Genomic DNA, 19379 nt, shown 5'->3' with positions numbered 1-19379 from the left:
CCGAAGCCTATTCCAGCGCGACGTTTACGGCAAATCCTGAATGCGAAACAGCCCGCACGGGGCGGGCTGTTCGGTGTATCCAACGATTACGTTGATCGATGCGATCAATCGTCGTTCTTGGACATGTCTTCGTCGGCGACCACTTCGGCGGCAGCCCACTCCAGCGCTTCGCGCTCGGCGCGCTCACGCTCGGCCTTCTCGACTTCGTCGATCAGGGCGTTGTCGATCTTGCGGGCGGCGATTTCGCGCAGCGCCAGCACGGTCGGCTTGTCCTCGGTCTCGCTGTTGTCCAGCGTGGCCTGCACGCCGTTGGCGAGCTGGCGGGCACGCTTGGACGCCATCATGACCAGTTCGAAACGGTTGTTAACGACTTCCAGGCAATCTTCTACGGTGATGCGGGCCATACGGGCTCCCGGCGACCGGTCGGCCGCTCAGTCGAATGAGGGAAAGGGGACGGAGTATACTGGCAGGGGCTGGACAAAATCAAGCCAACCCCTACCCGATTCTTTTGGAATCAGTCAGTTGCACCCGGATCGGGGGTCAGCAGCGCCTGGATCAGGCCGGCGTGGCGGACCTTCTGGGCCTCCCGGCGCAGGCGGCTGGCAGTGAAGATGGCGCACAGCTCGTCCACGGCAGTGTCGAACACTTCGTTGACGATGACGTAGTCGAACTCGTTGAAGTGCAGCATTTCATCGCGGGCTGCCCCCAGCCGCTGGGCGATGACCGCTTCGCTGTCCTGGCCGCGCTTGCGCATGCGGTCCTGCAACGCCTGCTTGGACGGCGGCAGGATGAACACGGTGACCGTGCCCGGCACCAATTGGCGCACCTGCTGCGCGCCCTGCCAGTCGATCTCCAGCAGCACGTCCTGGCCGGCGGCCAGCTGCGGTTCCACCGACTGCCGGGCCGTACCCTTCCAGTCGCCGTGCACCCAGGCGTGCTCGAAGAAGTCGCCGGCGGCGATCATCTGCTCGAACTTCTCGGCACTGACGAAGTGGTAGTGCTGGCCGTTCACCTCACCGGGGCGCATCGCGCGCGAGGTAAAGGAGATCGACAGGGCGATCTGCGGGTCACGCGCCAGGGTGGCGTTGACGATGCTGCTCTTGCCGGCGCCGGACGGGGCGGCCACGATGTACAGCGTGCCACGCGCAACGGCGTCCGACGGCTTCGACGGGGCGCTCATGCGCGGAACCCAATTGGTTGATTTCGCAAAATTTTTCCTCGGTGTTCCAGATCCGGCGCGGAGGATCGCGCCAGGACGGCGGGGGCTGCGCGGAACATCCTGGAACCAGGCCCGGCAGACGCTTCCCCAGGGGGCGGGCACGCAACTTTACCAGAGCAGGCCCTTTCCGGGCCCGTCCGGCAGGCGCCGCGCCTTGTGCCACATGGGCATCCGGAGGCCTGTGCTATAACCGGCCCGTACCCAACGACAGCCCGGAGGCCTGCGCCTCCCCGCCATCCCAGGAGAACGGCATGCCATCGATGAGCCGCCGCCAGTTCCTGAAAGTGACCGGGACAACCCTGGTCGGCTCCAGCCTGGCACTGATGGGCTTCGCGCCCGGCATCGCGCTCGCGGAGGTCAGGCAATACAAGCTGACCCGCGCGACCGAGACCCGCAACACCTGTACCTACTGTTCGGTGGCCTGCGGCATCCTGATGTACAGCCTCGGCGATGGCGCCAAGAACGCCGAGCCGAGCATCTTCCACATCGAGGGCGACCCGGACCATCCGGTCAACCGCGGCACGCTGTGCCCGAAGGGTGCCGGCCTGGCCGACATCATCCACAGCAAGTCGCGCCTGCTCTACCCCGAGTACCGCGCGCCGGGCTCGAACGAGTGGAAGCGGCTGAGCTGGGACGATGCGCTGGACCGCATCGCGCGGCTGATGAAGGAAGACCGCGATGCCAACTTCGTGCAGAAGAACGAAGCCGGGCAGACGGTCAACCGCTGGCTGACCACCGGCATGCTGGCGGCCTCGGCCACCAGCAATGAAACCGCGGTGCTGACCCACAAGGTCGTCCGCTCCCTGGGCATGCTGGCATTCGACAACCAGGCACGTGTCTGACACGGCCCGACGGTGGCAGGTCTTGCCCCGACGCTAGGCCGTGGTGCGATGACGAATCACTGGGTCGACATCAAGAATGCCGACCTGATCCTGATCATGGGTGGCAACGCCGCCGAGGCGCATCCGTGCGGGTTCAAATGGGTGACCGAGGCCAAGGCCCACAACAAGGCCCGGCTGATCGTGGTCGATCCGCGCTTCAACCGCTCGGCCGCGGTGGCCGACGTGTACGCGCCGATCCGCACCGGTACCGACATCGTGTTCCTGGGCGGCCTGATCAACTACCTGCTGACCGAGGACCGCATCCAGCACGAGTACGTGCTGAACTACACCGACATGTCGTTCCTGGTGAAGGACGAGTTCGCCTTCAAGGACGGCCTGTATTCGGGCTACAACGAAGAGAAGCGCAGCTACGACCGTTCCAGCTGGGACTACGCCTACGGTGACGATGGCTTCGTGCGCAGCGACCCGACGCTGAAGGACCCGCGCTGCGTCTACAACCTGCTGAAACAACACTACGCGCGTTACACCGTGGAGATGGTCGAGCGCATCTGCGGCACGCCGGCCGACAGCATCCGCCAGGTGTGGGACATGATCGCGTCCACCGCCGGCAAGGACAAGGCGATGACCATCCTGTACGCGCTGGGCTGGACGCAGCACTCGATCGGCGCGCAGAACGTGCGTGCCGGCACCATGGTGCAGCTGCTGCTGGGCAACATCGGCGTGGCCGGTGGTGGCATGAACGCGCTGCGCGGGCACTCCAACATCCAGGGCCTGACCGACATCGGCCTGATGTCCGACCTGCTGCCCGGCTACCTGACGCTGCCGAAACAGGATGAGCAGGACTACGAGGCCTACATCGCCAAGCGCACGCAGAAGCCCCTGCGCGCCAACCAGATGTCGTTCTGGCAGAACTACCCGAAGTTCCACGTCAGTCTGATGAAATCGTGGTGGGGCGATGCTGCCACCGCCGACAACAACTGGTGCTTCGATTACCTGCCCAAGCTCGACAAGCCGTACGACATGCTGCAGGCGTACGAGCTGATGAACGAGGGCAAGATCCACGGCTACATCTGCCAGGGCTTCAACCCACTGGCTTCGGCGCCGAACAAGGGCAAGCTGATCAGCGCGTTCTCCAAGCTGAAGTTCATGGTCAGCATGGATCCGCTGGAAACCGAGACCATCGCCTTCTGGCAGAACCACGGCGCACTGAACGACGTCGACCCGAGCACGATCCAGACCGAAGTGTTCCGCCTGCCCACCACCTCCTTCGCCGAGGAGAACGGTGCGGTGGTGAATTCCTCGCGCTGGCTGCAGTGGCACTGGAAGGGGGCCAACCCGCCGGGCGAAGCGCGCAGCGACATCGAGATCATGTCCGAGCTGTTCCATCGCATCAAAGCGATGTACGAGAAGGATGGCGGTGCGTGGTGGGAGCCGGTGCGCGACCTGGCCTGGAAGTACGCCAACCCGGAGCTGCCGACGCCGGAAGAACTGGCGATGGAATACAACGGCAAGGCGCTCGTGGACGTGTTCGATCCGAAGGACCCGACCAGGCTGGTGCGCAAGGCCGGCGAGCAGCTGGCCGCGTTTGGCGACCTGCGCGACGACGGCAGCACCGCCTCCGGCTGCTGGATCTACATCGGCGCCTGGGGTCCGACCGGCAACATGATGGCGCGGCGTGACAACAGTGACCCGACCGGCATCGGCAACACGCTGGGCTGGGCCTGGGCGTGGCCGGCCAACCGCCGCGTGATGTACAACCGCGCCTCGTGCGACGTGGCCGGCCAGCCCTTCGATCCGCGCCGCACGCTGCTGGCCTGGAACGGCAAGAACTGGGGCAACGTGGACGTGCCGGACTTCAAGGCCGACGAAGATCCCGCCGGCGGGATGGGCCCGTTCATCATGAACCCGGAAGGCATCGCCCGCTTCTTCGCCAAGGCCGGCATGGCCGAGGGACCGTTCCCGGAGCACTACGAGCCCTTTGATACGCCGCTGCGCAGCAACCCGCTCAGCCCCGGCCAGGCCCTGACGCTGAACAACCCGGCGGCACGCGTGTTCGCCAGCGACCGTGCACAGATCGGTTCGCCGGACGAGTTCCCGCATGTGGCCACCACCTACCGCCTGACCGAGCATTTCCACTTCTGGACCAAGCACGGCAAGTTGAACGCCATCATCCAGCCCGAGCAGTTCGTCGAGATCGGCGCGGCATTGGCCGACGAGCTGGGCATCACCAACGGCAGCCGCGTGCGGGTGAGTTCCAAGCGTGGCCATATCGAAGCCGTTGCGATGGTGACCAAGCGGATCAAGGCCCTGCAGATCGATGGAAAGACCGTGCACCAGGTGGGCGTGCCGATCCACTGGGGCTTCCTCGGTGCGGCCAAGCCCGGATATATCGCCAATACGCTGACCAATGCCATCGGTGACGGCAACTCGCAGACGCCCGAATCGAAGTGCATCCTGGTCAAGGTCGAGAAGGTGTAGGAGAAACGCCATGTCACTGCAATCGCTGGACATCATCCGCCGCTCGGCCACCACCACGCCCTCACCGGAGGCGCGCGGTGCGCACACCGGCCAGGTCGCCAAGCTGATCGACGTGAGCAAGTGCATCGGCTGCAAGGCCTGCCAGGTCGCCTGCATGGAGTGGAACGACCTGCGCGACGAGGTCGGCAGCTGCGTTGGCAGCTATGACAACCCGCCCGACCTGAGCGAACAGTCGTGGACGGTGATGAAGTTCCGCGAGTACGAGGACGAGAAGGGCAAGCTGGAGTGGCTGATCCGCAAGGAGGGCTGCATGCACTGCAGCGACCCGGGCTGCCTGAAGGCCTGCCCGTCGCCCGGCGCGATCATCCAGTACGCCAACGGCATCGTCGACTTCCAGGAAGAGAACTGCATCGGCTGCGGCTACTGCGTGACCGGCTGCCCGTTCGACGTACCGCGCATCTCCAAGAAGGACCACAAGGCCTACAAGTGCACGCTGTGTTCGGACCGGGTGGCGGTCGGCCAGGAGCCGGCCTGTGTGAAGACCTGCCCGACCGGGGCGATCACCTTCGGCAGCAAACAGGCGATGACCGAGCACGCCGCCGGACGCGTGGAAGACCTGAAATCACGCGGCTATGAAAACGCCGGCCTGTACGACCCGCAGGGCGTCGGCGGTACCCACGTGATGTACGTGCTGCAGCATGTGGACAAGCCCGAGCTCTACGCCGACCTGCCCAAGGACCCGCGCATCAGCCCGATGGTGGAAGTCTGGAAGGGCGTAGCCAAGCCGCTGGGCGTGCTGGCGATCGCCGCCACGGCCTTTGCTGGCTTCCTGCACTACATCGGCATCGGCCGCAACACGGTCAATGACGAGGAAGAAGAACAAGCCGAGCACGAGGCGAAGAAGATCGAAGAGGAGCAGCGGCCATGAAGTACGCCCCGCACCCGCGGCAGATCATCCGTTACCGCGCGCCGACCCGCATCAACCACTGGATCGTGGCGATCTGCTTCGTGCTGACCGCGCTGTCTGGGCTGGCGTTGTTCCACCCTGCCCTGTTCCCGTTGACCCAGCTGTTCGGTGGCGGCCCGTGGACGCGCATCCTGCATCCGTTCATCGGCCTGGCCATGGTGGTGGGCTTTGCGCTGCTGGCGTTGCGCATGTGGCGCGACAATCTGCCGGCCGCCGACGACCGCGCGTGGATGCGTGGCATGCGCGACGTACTGCGCAACGAGGATGAAAAGCTGCCACCGGTCGGTCGCTTCAATGCCGGCCAGAAGCTGCTGTTCTGGGCCATCATCGGCTGCCTGTCGGCACTGCTGCTGACCGGCTTCGTGATCTGGCGGCAGTACTTCAGCCACTTCTTCCCGATCGGGGTGATCCGCTTCTCGGTGCTCGCCCATGCGTTGTTCGGCTGGGTGCTGATCTGCGCGATCGTGGTGCACATCTATGCGGCGCTCTGGATCAAGGGGTCGGTGCGGGCGATGACCCAGGGCAAGGTGACCTATGGGTGGGCGTACAAGCACCACCGACAGTGGTTCCGGGACATCCTGCGCGGGCGGCGGGAAGAGGGGTAGCGGCAGGGCCTGCGGCCCTGCACCCGCTTCAAGCCAAGGCAACAGCAACAGCGGCTATCCGTGAGATGGCGGGGTGGATCCGGTTGCGGGGGACGCTGCAAGTACCCCTCCAGGGCCCGGCCCAGCCGCTGGCGGCTGTGCGTTCGGGCGCTTGCGAAGCAGTGCTTCGCAAGCAAAGCGCCCTCACCCATGTAAGCTCGGTCGCCGCTTGCTCGTGTGCGCTGTCCCGCGCACACGGCAAGACCGGGGTTGGGCGTCCTGCCCAACCCGCCCGAGGCATGCCTCGGGCCCATGCGGCTCACGCCCCCGCAACCGACCCCACCCCGCCTTCGACAGTTGGCCGCGATCTGTCGGTGGGTGCCGACCGTTGGTCGGCACTGATCGAATCCCGACCAACGCTCGGGATCCACTTTCAACAACCGATGGGGTCAGATCCGTTTTCCTTTGGAAAACGGATCTGACCCCAACCTTTCAATTGGCCGGCAACACGCTGGACGCCAGCGCCGACAACAGCGAGGATGGAGCCTGGTTCTTCTGGCTGGCCCTGCATGGCGCAACGCATCCTTGAACCTGGTGAGATCGAGACGCTCGCCTCGCGCGATGTGCCGCGCATCATCCTGCCTGATACCGAGTCGCTGTTCGCCACACGCGCGGCACGCCTGCGCAGCCTGGCTGCGCACAGTGCCATCGGTGGTTACCTGCAGCTGCTGGCGGCGCTGGCCGATGCACAGCAGGCGCTGCTGGAGGATCTGACACCGCAGCAACGCGAGGACCTGCAGGCACAGGCGCGTGCACAGCAGTCGAGCGCGGCGGCCGGCGCCGGCATGCCATTGCGGCCGGCCAACGCGCTGCAACTGGATGCGCGCTGGCACGACTGGCTGCGCACGCTGTGCCAGCACTGTGCCGACGAAGCGGGCCTACCGGTGGAAACCCGGCAGGAGCTGCAACGCGTCGCGGCTGCTGATGATGCGTGGCTGGATGCACAGGCGCATGCGGTGCTGGAACGCGATGACGCGCCCTCAGTCGACGCCGTCGCTGCGCTGCTGGTGATGAACGCGCTGCAGGTGTACTGGGCGGTGCTCGCCGCCAGCTTCCATCCGACCGACCTGAAGCCGCTGGCCGATGCACCAGGGCTGTGCCCGCTCTGTGGCACGATGCCGGTGGCCAGCGTGGTGCAGGCGCGCCCGCCCTACGCCGCCTATCGCTACCTGTCGTGCTCGCTGTGTGCCTGCCAGTGGCATTACGTGCGCGTGCAGTGCAGCCAGTGCGGCGCCGCAGGCAAGGACATTGCCTATCGCGCCCTGGCCGATGTGGACGGTGACCGCGGCGAGGCGGTGCGCGAGAGTGCGGTGCGCGCCGAGACCTGCGACCACTGCCACAGCTATCGCAAGATCCTGTACCTGGAGAAAGATCCGTCACTGGAGCCGGTGGCCGATGACCTCGGCACGCTGGCGCTGGACCTGCTGCTGGCCGAGGAAGGCTATGCGCGCGCCAGCCAGAACCCGCTGCTGTGGCAATCCGACGGCGACTGACCTATGCCACGCTCGCACGCCACACCGGCATCGGCCGCCGCCCTGCCTTCGCTGGACCGGCTGCTGCGCCTGCCTGCGTTGTCGGCCATGATCGAACGCCACGGCCGCAGCCGCATCACCCAACTGCTGCGCGCACACCTGCAGGAACTACGCGACCGTATCAGCGCCGCGCAGCTCTCGGCCGAACGCCTCGAACAGGCCATCAACGGCCCGTCGCTGGTCGCGGCGCTCGACGCCGCACTGGCGGCCGATGCACGGCTGGACCTGCAGCCGATCTTCAACCTGACCGGCACCGTGCTGCACACCAACCTGGGCCGCGCCCTGTTGCCCGATGTCGCCGTGCAGGCGGTCACCCGCGCAATGACAGCGCCGGTCGATCTGGAATTCGACATCACCCGCGGCCGCCGCGGCGACCGCGATGCACGGGTGCAGGCGCTGGTCTGCGAACTGACCGGCGCCGAAGCCGCCACCGTGGTCAACAACAATGCGGCGGCGGTCCTGCTGCTGCTCAACAGCCTGGCCAACCGCCGCGAGGTGGTCGTCTCGCGCGGCGAACTGGTGGAGATCGGCGGCGCCTTCCGCATTCCCGATGTGATGCGCAGCGCCGGCGCGCGACTGCTGGAAGTGGGCACCACCAACCGTACCCACTCGGCCGACTTCGCCCATGCCATCGGCGCCCGTACCGCGTTGCTGATGGAAGTGCATGCCAGCAACTACGCGATCACCGGTTTCACCGCCAAGGTCGACACTGCGGCAATGGCTGCGATCGCGCACGAGCACGGCCTGCCACTGGTGGTGGACCTGGGCAGTGGCAGCCTGTGCGACCTGGCGGCCTTCGGGCTGCCGCACGAGCCCACCGTGCAGGAAGCACTGGCGGCCGGCGCCGATCTGGTTTCGTTCAGTGGCGACAAACTGCTGGGCGGCCCCCAGGCCGGGATCATCGCCGGCCGCGCCGACCTGATCGCGCGGATCAACCGCAACCCGCTCAAGCGGGCGCTGCGCATGGACAAGATGGGCCTGGCCGCACTGGAAGCCGTGCTGGCCCTGTACCGCGAACCGGAACTGCTGGCACTGCGGCTGCCGACCCTGCGCAGCCTTTCGCGCCTGCGGGATGACATCGACGAGCAGGCACACCGCCTGCTGCAGCCGATGCGCGCGTCGCTGGCCGCCGACTACGCGCTTGAACGGGCTTCGATGTACAGCCAGATCGGCAGCGGCGCGCAGCCACAGGCGCAGCTGGCCAGCGCCGGACTGCGCGTTACCAGCGCGCGCCGCGGCGGGCTGGATCGCTTGGCCAAGCGCTTGCGCCAGCTGCCGCGGCCGGTGCTGGGCCGCATTGCCGATGACGCGCTTTGGCTGGACCTGCGCTGCCTGGAACCCACCGACGAAGCCGCCTTCCTCGCGCAATGGAGCACGCTGCAGGCATGATCGTTGGCACCGCCGGGCATATCGACCATGGCAAGACCAGCCTGGTGCGCGCACTGACCGGCATCGAGACCGATCGCCTGCAGGAAGAACGCACGCGCGGCATCTCCATCGAGCTGGGCTATGCCTATGTCCCGGTGGAGAACACAGGCGGAGGGAATGCCGAGGCGACGCTGGGTTTCGTCGATGTGCCGGGCCATGAACGCTTCGTGCATACGATGGTGGCCGGCGCCACCGGCATCGATGTCGCCCTGCTGGTGATCGCCGCCGACGACGGTGTGATGCCGCAGACCCGCGAGCACCTGGCAATCCTGCAGTTGCTGGGCGTGGATCGCGGTGCAGTCGCCCTGACCAAGATCGACCGCGTGGACGCCGCGCGCATCGCCCGGGTCGAGATCGAGATCGCCGCGCTGCTGGCCGGAACGCCGCTGCAGGGTTCCCCCGTATTCGCCTGCAACAGCACGGCGCCCAATGATGCCGGCATCAACACGCTGCGTACCCGGCTGCACGCGTGGGCGTCGGACGACGCCAACACGCGCCAGGCCGAACTGCGCGGCGAGCTGTTCCGCATGCCGGTGGACCGCGTGTTCTCGCTGGCCGGCCACGGCACGCTGGTGACCGGCGCAGTGCACGGCGGCATCGCTGCCGTGGGTGAGCATCTGCAGCTGATGCCGGCCGCCACGGACGTGCGCGTACGCAGCATCCACGCGCAGAACCAGCCCAGCGAACACGCCATGGCCGGGCAGCGCTGCGCGTTGAACCTGGCTGCCATCGCCCGCGACGACATCCACCGTGGCGACTGGATCGCCGACCCGCGCGCCCTGCTGGCGACCCGTCGCGTCGACGTGCGCCTGCGGCTTTCCGCACTGGCCGCACCGTTGCGCGACTGGGCGCCGCTGCACATCCACTGGGGCACGATGCACCGGCAGGCCCATGTGGTGCTGCTGGAGGATGTCGATCATGGCGACGGACAGTTGGTGCAACTGGTGTTCGATGCACCGGTCTGCGCGATGTGCGGTGATCGATTCATCGCCCGTGATTCAGCGGCCATCCGCACGCTGGGTGGTGGCATCGTGCTCGATCCGGACCCACCACAGCGGCGCCGGCGCAGCCCGGCACGGCTCGCCTGGCTGGGCGCACTGGAGCAGCTGGCCACAGGTGCGGGAATCGGCCCGCTGTTGCAGCAGGCTTCCTTCGGCATCGCCATGGCCGCCCTGCAACGCTACTGCCGGCGCGCGGCCGACCGGATCGATCTGCCTGCAGACACACGGCGCATCGTCACCCGCGAAGACACGGTGGTCATCCTTGCTTCGCACTGGCAGGCGCTTCGCGAACAAGTGACCATGTCGCTGCGCAGCTGGCACGAGCGACGTCCGGATGAACCCGGTGTTGATAGCGGGCGCCTGCAGCGCAGTACGCTGCCCGCGCTTGCAGCGAGCCTGTGGAATGCCCTGCTGCAGGGCCTGCTGGACGACGGCAGCGTGCAGCGCGTGGGCGCTTGGTGGCGCCTGCCCGGCCATGACCATGCGCCACCGGAACGCGAACGACTTCTGCTCGAACGCGTGCTGCCGCAGCTGCACGCCGGTCGCTTCGATCCACCGTGGGTGCGCACGCTGGCCACCGGCGTTGGTCTGGCCGAAGACGAGGTCCGCGCCGTCCTGCGCCGCGCTACCGCGCGTGGCGAACTGTTCCAGGTAGTGCCGGACCTGTTCTATGCACCGGCCCGCATTGCCGAGCTGGCCGCGATCGTCGCGCAGCTGTCGCAGGCCACCGGCACGGTGGATGCGGCCACCTTCCGCGATGCCATCGGCCTGGGCCGCAAGCGCAGCATCCAGATCTTGGAGTTCTTCAACCGCGTTGGCTACACTCGACGCGTCGGTGACCAGCATCGGCCGCGCGGCGACCTGCAGTGGAACGCAGCCCGCGACTGAGCCCACCGGTGCCGCCGTACTTTCGGAAGGCATGCGCATCCGGGCATGCGGCTGGGCTTCAAACCCAGTAGGGGGCGTCGATCGTTCCCTGGTAGGTTCGACTCCTGCTGCCTTCCGCCATTGGTGTTTCCGCAGGAGATGTCGGCATGGCCACGCACGCGCAGTCCCCCGCCCCTTCAACGGCCGATGCCCCGCAACGACTGACTTCGCTGGCACACGGCGGCGGCTGCGGCTGCAAGATCGCGCCGGGCGTGCTGTCCGAACTGCTGCGTGGCGTGCCAGCGCTTCCGGCACCGGCCGAACTGCTGGTCGGCCGCGAGACCAGCGACGACGCCGCGGTGTACCGCCTCGATGACCGCCAGGCAATCGTCGCCACCACCGATTTCTTCATGCCGATTGTCGACGACCCGTTCGACTTCGGCCGCATCGCCGCCACCAACGCGCTGTCGGACCTGTACGCGATGGGGGCACGACCATTGTTCGCGCTGGCCATCGTCGGCATGCCGATCAACACGCTGCCGCAGGAGACCATCCGCGGCATCCTGCAGGGCGGCGAGCGTGCCTGCGCCGAAGCCGGCATCGTGGTCGCTGGAGGCCACAGCATCGATTCGGTGGAACCCATCTATGGCCTGGCCGCGATCGGCGTGCTCGACCCGCAGCGGCTCAGGCGCAATGCCGATGCCCGCGCCGGCGATGTGCTGGTGCTGGGCAAGCCGTTGGGCGTGGGCGTGTATTCGTCGGCGCTGAAGAAAGAAGTGCTGGACGCCGACGGCTACCAGCAGATGATCGCGTCGACCACCCGCCTGAACACCGTGGGCGTGGCCCTGGCCGCGCTGGACGGTGTGCACGCGATGACCGATGTCACCGGTTTCGGCCTGCTCGGCCACCTGCTGGAAGTGTGTCGCGCCAGTGGTGTCGCTGCGGAGGTGGACAGCGCACAGGTGCCGCTGCTGCCTCAGGCCCTGGAGCTGCTGCAGCGCGGCTGCTTGACCGGCGCGTCCGACCGCAACTGGGCCTCGTATGGTGCGGAGGTGCGTTTCGCCGATGGGTTGCCGGCACACTGGCAGCCGCTGCTGACCGACCCACAGACCAGCGGTGGGCTGCTGGTGTCCTGTGCTCCGGAAGCGGTGGATGCGGTGCTCGCCTGTTTCCACGACGCAGGGTTCGGCCAGGCGGCCGTGGTGGGGCGATTGGGCGAAGGCGCGCCGGGCGTCAGCGTGGTTTGAGACGTGAAGGTTTGCCAACACGCCGCTCCCGGACACTTGAATTATGTCCAAAATATTGGACACTCAAGCCATGAACCTGATCGACATCGGCAAGGCGGTTCGTGCCCGGCGTGAGGAACTTGGCCTGTCGCAAGGCCAACTGGCTCATCTCAGCGGCCTTTCCCGGCAAACGGTGGTCGGCCTGGAAGGGGGCACCCTGAGCGACCTGGGCGTCAATCGCGTGGGACAGTTGATGGCCGTGCTGGGCTTGGATGTTCCGGCACCCAGCACCGAAAACCGGCTGCGCAAGCAAGGCCTGAAAATGGCCGCACGAACCGCGAACGTGAGTTACGCGAGCGAACTGACGGCCGGCGAGTTGGCCCGCGTGCTGGTCAGCGGGGAGGTTCCATCGACCTATGCAGCGCAGATGGCGCACCTGCTGGATGAAGCCCCTCCCGCCATGATGGTGATGGCAGTCGAGGAGGCTGCAATCGCCGCGCAGTTGCCACCACGGCGCATCTGGCGCAACGTGGCGAAGATGGCCAACACGCTTTCTGCCCATCGCAAGGACCTGTGGATGTGAACCGGGAATTGCCTGCCGGCGCCTGGCAGGCGCTGCTGCCCCGAGCGCTGGTCCTCATCGAGGAGATTCGCCGCCACGGCGGCGTCATCGATCCGTTCTGGACGCTGGGCGGCGGAACGGTACTGATGTTTCGACATCGGCACCGACTCAGCAAGGACATCGACATCTTCATGCCGAACCCCCAGTACCTGGGCTTTGTCACTCCCCGCTTGAGCGATGTGGCCGCAAACCTGACCGGCGACTACAGCGAAGATCCCAGCGCCTGGGTCAAGCTTCAGTTCGAGGAAGGCGAGGTAGATTTCGTCGCGACTCCCAATCTTCTCGATGATGTCTGGGAGGAATGGACGATCGATGGTCAGCGCATACGGGTGGAAACGTCGGCGGAAATCATCGCCAAGAAAATGTTCCATCGCGGGAATCGGACGACACACGGGGCAGAACCAGCGTCGCGGTCATGGCAGCGGCGGGAGTACGTCACTGGGGAGCGCCAGCCGAACCGGACGCTCGTTTTGCGCAGGTGCCGCCTCGGCCAATAAACTCCACGCGCCCGAGGCGCGTCCGACGCCTCGTCGTTCCAGGACGGAAGACAGACCGGCGTCGATCGGCGGCGTGCGGCCCTCATCCTGCGCTTGGAGATCGCGTGCGAACGCGGCCAGATGCTTGCCCCCCCCGGCCCCCTTGGTGCCGACCGCCTTGCGGAAGACGAACTCCTGCTTTCCATCGGCCAACGGCCCCACGTCGATCTCTGCACTGAGAAGTTCCGGATACTGCGCGCCGTACAGATCGCGCAATGCCTTCGGCTCCAATCCGGGTACGTCCGGCAAGTTCACCTCCCGGCAGCGCTGATCAATGTGCTGGGCACGGGCGTGCCGGAGCTGGCCTACGTCCAACCGGATCATTTGCATGACGTAGGGCTCGGCCGGTCGTCGACACGAGGTGCGAAATCGCCTGGCAGGTGGATTGGACAGTGCCTTTGGCGGCAGCATACTCCTATGTCAGTGCCTGTCCGCTCATCCTGATACCTCATCTCATGCAGGATCAATGGCGGGAGAGCCCACTCCAGGCCAATCCTATTCATCACATGACTTCTCAGGCGCCTATCGTCGGAACCTCTTCCGATTCCGCCAGTGAGAATGGCTGTCCGAAGGCCCATGAGAGTGGAAACGCGCTCCGGCGCTGGCACCTCGTACATCTGAACGATTCAGCGAGCAGAAGCAGCGGAACGTTATGCATCGTAACCTTCAACGGCGATGAGCAACTGGGGCATGTGATGCGAGGCGAAAGGATCTCACCCATCAGCGCTGAAAAAGCTTCCGCATATCCCTTGTGATGCAAGCACCTGTACATATTCGTTGTGCGGAAAGCAAACGCTGCTTTAGCGCCCTCATCAGGCGCTGCGACTCGTTCATGAAGCGCCATGATCACATGCGAGAGATAGAGCAGCGCCGTGGGGAGCGCCATGTAGAGGGTCTCGTACAAGCCGTCATCGCTTGGGTCCTTGAAGATGAAGTTGAAGTTCTCCGGTGATGTCCTGATCTCGATTCGCTCAACAGTGATCAGATGAACCGCGTGCTGGAAGAATCCATAGAGACCGTATGGATTCCCCGCATCGAAGACGGCAGAGATCAGTTCCTCCGCGGAGACAAGATCGGAGAGGCCAATCTTGGCGATTGCGGAAGATAGGATCTCTCTGCGGCGGTTGCCGAGTAGTTTCTGGGTGAGCTTGGTGGGATCTCCAGCCGCGAATGCGGAATAGAATCCATCTTCATCCGCCACCATCCAAGATAGGTACATCAGGCTATCCAGAAGGGGCTTCCGGAGTAGATTGAATCCCGGAACGAACTTCCGCTTCTCGAAACACCTCAGCGACTCGAAGATGTGATGTGCGCAGTCGGAAGTCATTGCAGCCGTGATCTGATTCAAGATGACGCGCCTTGCCTCCGAGTGCAGACCCAGCTCACGCATAGCTGCCAGCGTGTCGTGCTTCTTGGCGAGCTTGCGGAACCTCCTGCCTTGTTCCCTGCTTTCAAACTTAAGGGAAACTGTCGATGCGTCGGCAGCCTCATACTCCACGAGCATCCGAGCGACCTCATCATGCAGAAAGAAGCAGTACTCGTGCGCGAGCCGAAATTCTTTGGGTATCCACCCAAGGCGATTGGATGCGATGAGAATCCCCAAGATCAAACCCCTCCGCTCAAGCATGAATCAACTTTCATCTTCCTGTCCTCAGAGCTGAGCATCGAGTTCCGGTCCGCCGACGCACCAACCCGCAGGAACACCCAACGTCAACCCTTTACCAAACTCCCGACTCAGGACATTGACCATTTTGCTCGTGCTCCAAGGGTCATGCGGCCATCCGAGGGACTCTCGGTTTTCGAGCCAGTGTACCCAATGCATCCATCGCCAAATGAGGTTCCCGGGCTCAGCCAAATCGCCCCTCTCGTTCGCGGAATGCCCGCCTAGGGAAGTGCGAGGCTCGTGACACTACTCTAGGCATTTGTGGCTGGTGGTGGAGCATATGGAAAAGATCCGCCATCTACAGGATCTAGGCGCTTAGAATTCGTCATCGGTCCTTCCACGTTTTCACGGAACGACACACTGGACTAGGCCGTTTCGGTGACAGTCGACTGTTTGAGGTGCATAGGAAGACAAGCACAGCCCCAAGGCCCATCGCAAAGGAAGATGTGACGTGTTGACAAGAGCTGGCTCTCACGCAGGACGAGGATTCCGATACCAAGACGCGGTGGCAGTTTACTTCTGTGCCAAGGAATATTCGGGCCAAGGCCACCACGGCTCGGTTTTCCCGGAGGGAGGCGACGACTTGGAGTTGAGATCTGCCACCGCTAGAACGCTGGTGCAAGTCAAGTCACGCCGGGATCACCTCGGCCCCTTTTCGCCTCGGGCAGCCACCTCCTTCATCCGAAAGATGTGGGATGCCGAGGACGTGGCGGATAGCGATCGGTTCCTGCTGGTACTAGAAAGCGACGTCGGTGAGCACCGCAGCGCGAAAGAAGAGCTTCTCGGTTTATCTTCGTATCCGCACATCGTCTCGGAACTGGGAAAGAGCAACGCAGCGGATGGATTGATCGCAAGAACCCAAGTACTCGTCCTGCCCAATCCGCGCTCTGGCGCGATAGACCTCATCGCAGCCACACAGGGCTGCACACTGCTTGAGGCAGAGATCTACTTCTCGGATCTTCTCGGCCTGGTTGGCCGAGTGTCCGATGAGAATGGCCTACGCTCAGCTGGCACTTTCATCGGCATTGCCGTCTCTGACGTCCAACATCGCCTGGAGGTACTGCAACCGCTATTGACGTCAGTCGTCCTCGAGGAGGCACTAACGCTCGGCTACTGCGATACAGTCGATTTCCTGTGGCAGGACGCAGACCCCCTATTTTACTTGGGCGTGGACGTGCAGGCATCGCATGTGGCGGCGGGCCTAGTTGTAGAGCGCCCTAAGCTTCGTGCCGCCGTTCTCTCTGGTCTGGAGTCCAGAAGAAACGCTCTAATCTACGGGGCTTCGGGATCAGGAAAGTCTGCACTTCTGTGGGAGGCGGCGCACGCTAGTCGCCACTCGGTTCGCTGGTTCCGGATCCGCAGCCTGTCGCCGCCCGCCGTGCCATCGCTGATCCAGTTGGCCCGCGCCCGCCGTGCCTCCCCTGAATCGCCGGTAGGCTTCATCATCGACGACGTCGGTCGAGGGTTCACGGAAGGCTGGACCACACTGGCCTTAGAAGTTGACCGGACCCCTGGAATTCTGCTTTTGGCGTCGGTGCGTGAGGAAGACCGCTATCCGCTGGCGGACGTTCGCCGGGCCTCGCAGATCAAAGTCGTGGGAGATGAAGCGCTCGCCGAGCGCGTCTGGCTGGAACTTCGCGAACGAAGACAAACGAGCTGGCAGGGATGGAAAGAGCCATGGGAACTTGCCGCGGGACACCTGCTGGAATACACCCACGTGCTCACCCAAGGGCAACGCTTAAGCGAGACACTTCACGCGCAAGTCGCTCAGCGGATGAATGATCCCCTGCGGCACAGCGAGCTAGACCTGCTCAGGGTCGTCAGTTGCGCGAACGCTGCTGGATGTGGGGCGAACATCTCAGACATCCCCAAGCGGCTGGGCGTTGCTCCCTCTACCATGTCCCACGCCCTTACCCGTCTCAAGGACGAGCATCTGGTCCAGAACACCGGAGATGGGCTTATCGTCGGGCTTCACGAAGTTCGTTCACAAGAGCTTCTGCGGCTGTGCCATGAGTATCCGCCACCACTCCTTCCCGAGACAGCGGCCATGGCGGTCTGGCTCGTTCCCGCCAACGACCTCAAGCGCTTCTTGGAGCGTACCCTCTCCCGACACGCAGAGTGCGACGATGCGGTCCTCGAAGCACTGGCGCTTCGACTGGAAGATGCCCCGAGCCCAGCGCTTTTCAGTGCCATTCTGACTGGCCTGGACCGTGCCAACGCGCATCGAATTGCCCGCGCGTGGCTGGACACGCCTGAGGCCAAGGCAGTGCCGAGATCATTGCTGGACACGCCCGCCGGACTCGCGATAGCGAATGTCGATCCTCCCGATATCGGGCCGGTGGTCCCGGCGTGTCGACGCTTCGGTGAGATCCGGGCGGAAGTGGTGACTTCCGGCCTGGCTGCACGCCTTCTAGCACGTCTGCCGGCGGTTCAACTGCGGCGCGTACTTGAGTCGGTCGTTCAACTACCCGAGCTCACAGAGTGCCTCGCCGCACTCTTGGGGCAAGCCGTGCCAGCAGACCACCTGCTCGAGTTCAAGCAGCTGTGCCCGCCACTCCTTTCGGCAAACTTTGAGGATGTGGTATCCCTGCTTGACGTTGCGGCACGGATCGACCGATCTCTGGCGGTCGAATGGGTCGACGATGTCGACCAATCCTTGCTCCATCAGCGCTTCAACGAGCACGTGTCCTGGGCCGAAATCCCCACTCTGCAGACCTGCGAAGAAGGCTGGATGGTCCAGTCAAACCTCTGGATTGTAGCTTCATCCGACCAGCAAAACGTTCACGAAGCAGTGGTGCGGGCGTGCGACGTTCTGGTGGCTCTGACACCGATCGCCGACGTAGTGGCGAGTACAGCGTTGGCCCCAGACGGGCATGGGGTGATGCTGCCGGGCACGGATCAACTTCTAGTGCGAAAGCGCATACCCAGGACCAGTTTCTTCGCTGAACCGGAGGTGGCCCGAAACCGTGCCTGGATTGCCATCTTGAAGGCGCAGCTTGCGGTCGACAGCTATACGTCCTATCTAGCCAAGTGCCTTGAATTTATTCGAAGCCTGAACCTGAATATCAAGAAGCTTCTGGATGAGAATTTCAGAGGAAAGAAAAATCCGTCTGCGGGAAAAGCGCTTGGCCAAATCCACGTGCAGAGCTCTACGCTGGTTGTGCCCCAACAGAAATTTTCTGCCACCCCTAGGACCCACTCAAGGCTTCAGGGAGTCATCGCGAGCTGCTCCTCAGATTTGATCGTCCGGTTCTACAAACTGCCAATGGATGCTGCCGCCTACCTGGGCTGGTTGAGTGACCTAACGAAGAGCATCTCATCGGCAGAAGCTGACGAGCCTTGGGAAATCCTATCGCCATTGCGTCCCACGGATCTGAGTGAACTGCGTTCACTCATTGAAGGTATGCAGACGCTGGCGGGAGAAGCTCACGCAAGGAACCGCTCGCCATTCATCACCCATCGCAGAGTAGCGATGCCCAGAGGTAAAGGCCTTGAAACCGCTATCAAAGCCTCAGCCCGGCACCGCGAAGCGGAACTGAGAGCTCTCGAGAGCGAGGTCAGGTCACAACTTCCCCATGGAGAAGGACGCCTTGGAGTACACCTACTACCTGACAGAGCCAACCCATCCCTTTGGCCTCCGGCAGACATTCTGATCACCGCAGAGCTCGATGGTTCCGGAACTGACATCACGTTGGAAAGCATCACTGCGGCTCTTCACGCGCTCGCCGAGAACGGGCGAAAGGTATGCCTGTTGCCGGTCATGCGTAGGCGAGGACTGACCAATCTTGCTTCTGCCGGCTACAGCACGCTGCTCCCCGCGACCAGCGAGGAGGCACGCACCTGGTGCCATCAGGCAGGAGTGGAAATAGCTCCTCTACCTCGGGTGAATGTCTTCATGCGGATCATTAGCTACTTAGGAGATGTCCAAGGAATCAAGGCGTACTGGGAGCATAAGCAACACAGAACAAGCTCTGAGCAGAACACATACCAAGCCATTCTGGGAAGCTTGGACGAATCCATATCCCATTGGCACTCGTTTGACATCTCCGCCGACCATAGGGCCGAAGGAGCGGCGTTGATTGAAGGATCTCTGAGCGGCGAATTCCCTCTGGTCGCTGGCTCATTAGAGGCTCTTCGAGGAACGGAAACTTCCGCAATGGCGCCCCTGAAGGAACTCATAGCCCAGCTAACCGTCGTTGACTGCTTAAATGCCGAGCCTCCATCCGGGTCTGGCATCGACATTGACTGACTCCTCTTCGAAAGATCTGCCTGAGTTTTTTGCCAAACGTCATCATGCCTGCAGCTTCGCCGACTACATCCGCAGCTGTTTCTGATGCTCGAGCCAGACAAGGGC

14 protein-coding genes, 1 tRNA gene and 1 pseudogene are annotated in these 19379 nt (G+C 64.0%); 12 read left to right on the top strand and 4 right to left on the bottom strand.

The annotated features are described in order from the left end of the window. Positions 1-104: 104 nt before the first annotated feature. Positions 105-404, bottom strand: a complete 300-nt coding sequence (gene rpoZ, locus ACM0PY_RS08435) for a DNA-directed RNA polymerase subunit omega (RefSeq protein ID WP_005410877.1) — start codon at positions 402-404, stop codon at positions 105-107. A gap of 110 nt (positions 405-514) precedes the next feature. Continuing rightward, positions 515-1180 (bottom strand): guanylate kinase, encoded by a 666-nt coding sequence (gene gmk / locus ACM0PY_RS08430; RefSeq protein ID WP_005410878.1) that lies wholly within the window; start codon positions 1178-1180, stop codon positions 515-517. Positions 1181-1470: 290 nt separating this feature from the next. Between gmk and fdnG the strand changes: the two genes are divergently transcribed. From fdnG to ACM0PY_RS08380, 10 genes are all read left to right on the top strand, one after another. Beyond that, positions 1471-4539, top strand: a complete 3069-nt coding sequence (fdnG, locus tag ACM0PY_RS08425) for a formate dehydrogenase-N subunit alpha (RefSeq protein WP_141653593.1) — start codon at positions 1471-1473, stop codon at positions 4537-4539. A 10-nt stretch (positions 4540-4549) separates the two neighbouring features. Then, positions 4550-5467, top strand: coding sequence for a formate dehydrogenase subunit beta (gene fdxH / locus ACM0PY_RS08420; protein ID WP_111178726.1), 918 nt, complete (start codon positions 4550-4552; stop codon positions 5465-5467). Next, positions 5464-6111, top strand: coding sequence for a formate dehydrogenase subunit gamma (locus ACM0PY_RS08415; protein WP_180884789.1), 648 nt, complete (start codon positions 5464-5466; stop codon positions 6109-6111). Before fdxH ends, ACM0PY_RS08415 begins: the two co-directional genes overlap by 4 nt. Positions 6112-6659: 548 nt before the next feature. Then, complete coding sequence (gene fdhE, locus ACM0PY_RS08410) at positions 6660-7643, top strand: formate dehydrogenase accessory protein FdhE (RefSeq protein ID WP_134972345.1); 984 nt, start codon at positions 6660-6662, stop codon at positions 7641-7643. 3 nt (positions 7644-7646) lie between these two features. Continuing rightward, positions 7647-9071: an L-seryl-tRNA(Sec) selenium transferase gene (selA, locus tag ACM0PY_RS08405; RefSeq protein WP_180884787.1), complete on the top strand. Its 1425-nt coding sequence runs from the start codon at positions 7647-7649 to the stop codon at positions 9069-9071. Then, positions 9068-10999 (top strand): selenocysteine-specific translation elongation factor, encoded by a 1932-nt coding sequence (gene selB, locus ACM0PY_RS08400; RefSeq protein WP_180884785.1) that lies wholly within the window; start codon positions 9068-9070, stop codon positions 10997-10999. Before selA ends, selB begins: the two co-directional genes overlap by 4 nt. A 24-nt stretch (positions 11000-11023) precedes the next feature. Then, positions 11024-11119 (top strand) — tRNA-Sec (locus ACM0PY_RS08395). 26 nt (positions 11120-11145) lie between these two features. Further along, positions 11146-12225 carry a selenide, water dikinase SelD gene (gene selD / locus ACM0PY_RS08390; RefSeq protein ID WP_180884783.1) on the top strand — a complete coding sequence of 360 codons (1080 nt, stop codon included), beginning with the start codon at positions 11146-11148 and terminating at the stop codon, positions 12223-12225. A gap of 70 nt (positions 12226-12295) precedes the next feature. Next, positions 12296-12787: a helix-turn-helix domain-containing protein gene (locus ACM0PY_RS08385; protein WP_164262070.1), complete on the top strand. Its 492-nt coding sequence runs from the start codon at positions 12296-12298 to the stop codon at positions 12785-12787. After that, positions 12784-13323, top strand: coding sequence for a nucleotidyl transferase AbiEii/AbiGii toxin family protein (locus ACM0PY_RS08380; protein ID WP_235646785.1), 540 nt, complete (start codon positions 12784-12786; stop codon positions 13321-13323). The genes ACM0PY_RS08385 and ACM0PY_RS08380 overlap by 4 nt, the downstream gene beginning before the upstream one ends. Here ACM0PY_RS08380 and ACM0PY_RS08375 read toward each other — a convergent pair. Next, the gene (locus ACM0PY_RS08375; protein WP_219633518.1) at positions 13240-13611 is read right to left on the bottom strand and encodes a PRTRC system protein C; all 372 of its coding nucleotides are present in this window, start codon (positions 13609-13611) and stop codon (positions 13240-13242) included. The two genes, ACM0PY_RS08380 and ACM0PY_RS08375, sit on opposite strands and share 84 nt — an antisense overlap. A 265-nt stretch (positions 13612-13876) precedes the next feature. Next, a complete protein-coding gene (locus tag ACM0PY_RS08370; protein ID WP_180895435.1) occupies positions 13877-14866 on the bottom strand; it encodes a hypothetical protein in 990 nt (329 codons plus the stop codon). 610 nt (positions 14867-15476) lie between these two features. On the opposite strand from ACM0PY_RS08370, the pseudogene ACM0PY_RS08365 reads away from it, so the two are divergent. Together ACM0PY_RS08365 and ACM0PY_RS08360 are read left to right on the top strand one after the other, a co-directional pair. Further along, positions 15477-15653, top strand: a pseudogene (locus ACM0PY_RS08365) (dsDNA nuclease domain-containing protein); the annotation flags it as partial. A gap of 60 nt (positions 15654-15713) precedes the next feature. Continuing rightward, on the top strand, positions 15714-19274 hold the full coding sequence (locus ACM0PY_RS08360) for a helix-turn-helix domain-containing protein (protein WP_235646786.1): 3561 nt from the start codon (positions 15714-15716) through the stop codon (positions 19272-19274). The last annotated feature ends 105 nt before the right edge of the window (positions 19275-19379 follow it).

The sequence above is a fragment of the Stenotrophomonas sp. BR163 genome (assembly GCF_047520985.2).
Classification (GTDB): Bacteria; Pseudomonadota; Gammaproteobacteria; order Xanthomonadales; family Xanthomonadaceae; genus Stenotrophomonas; species Stenotrophomonas sepilia.
The sequence above is the reverse complement of the archived record's forward strand: the minus strand, read 5'-3'. Positions and strand labels throughout refer to the sequence as shown.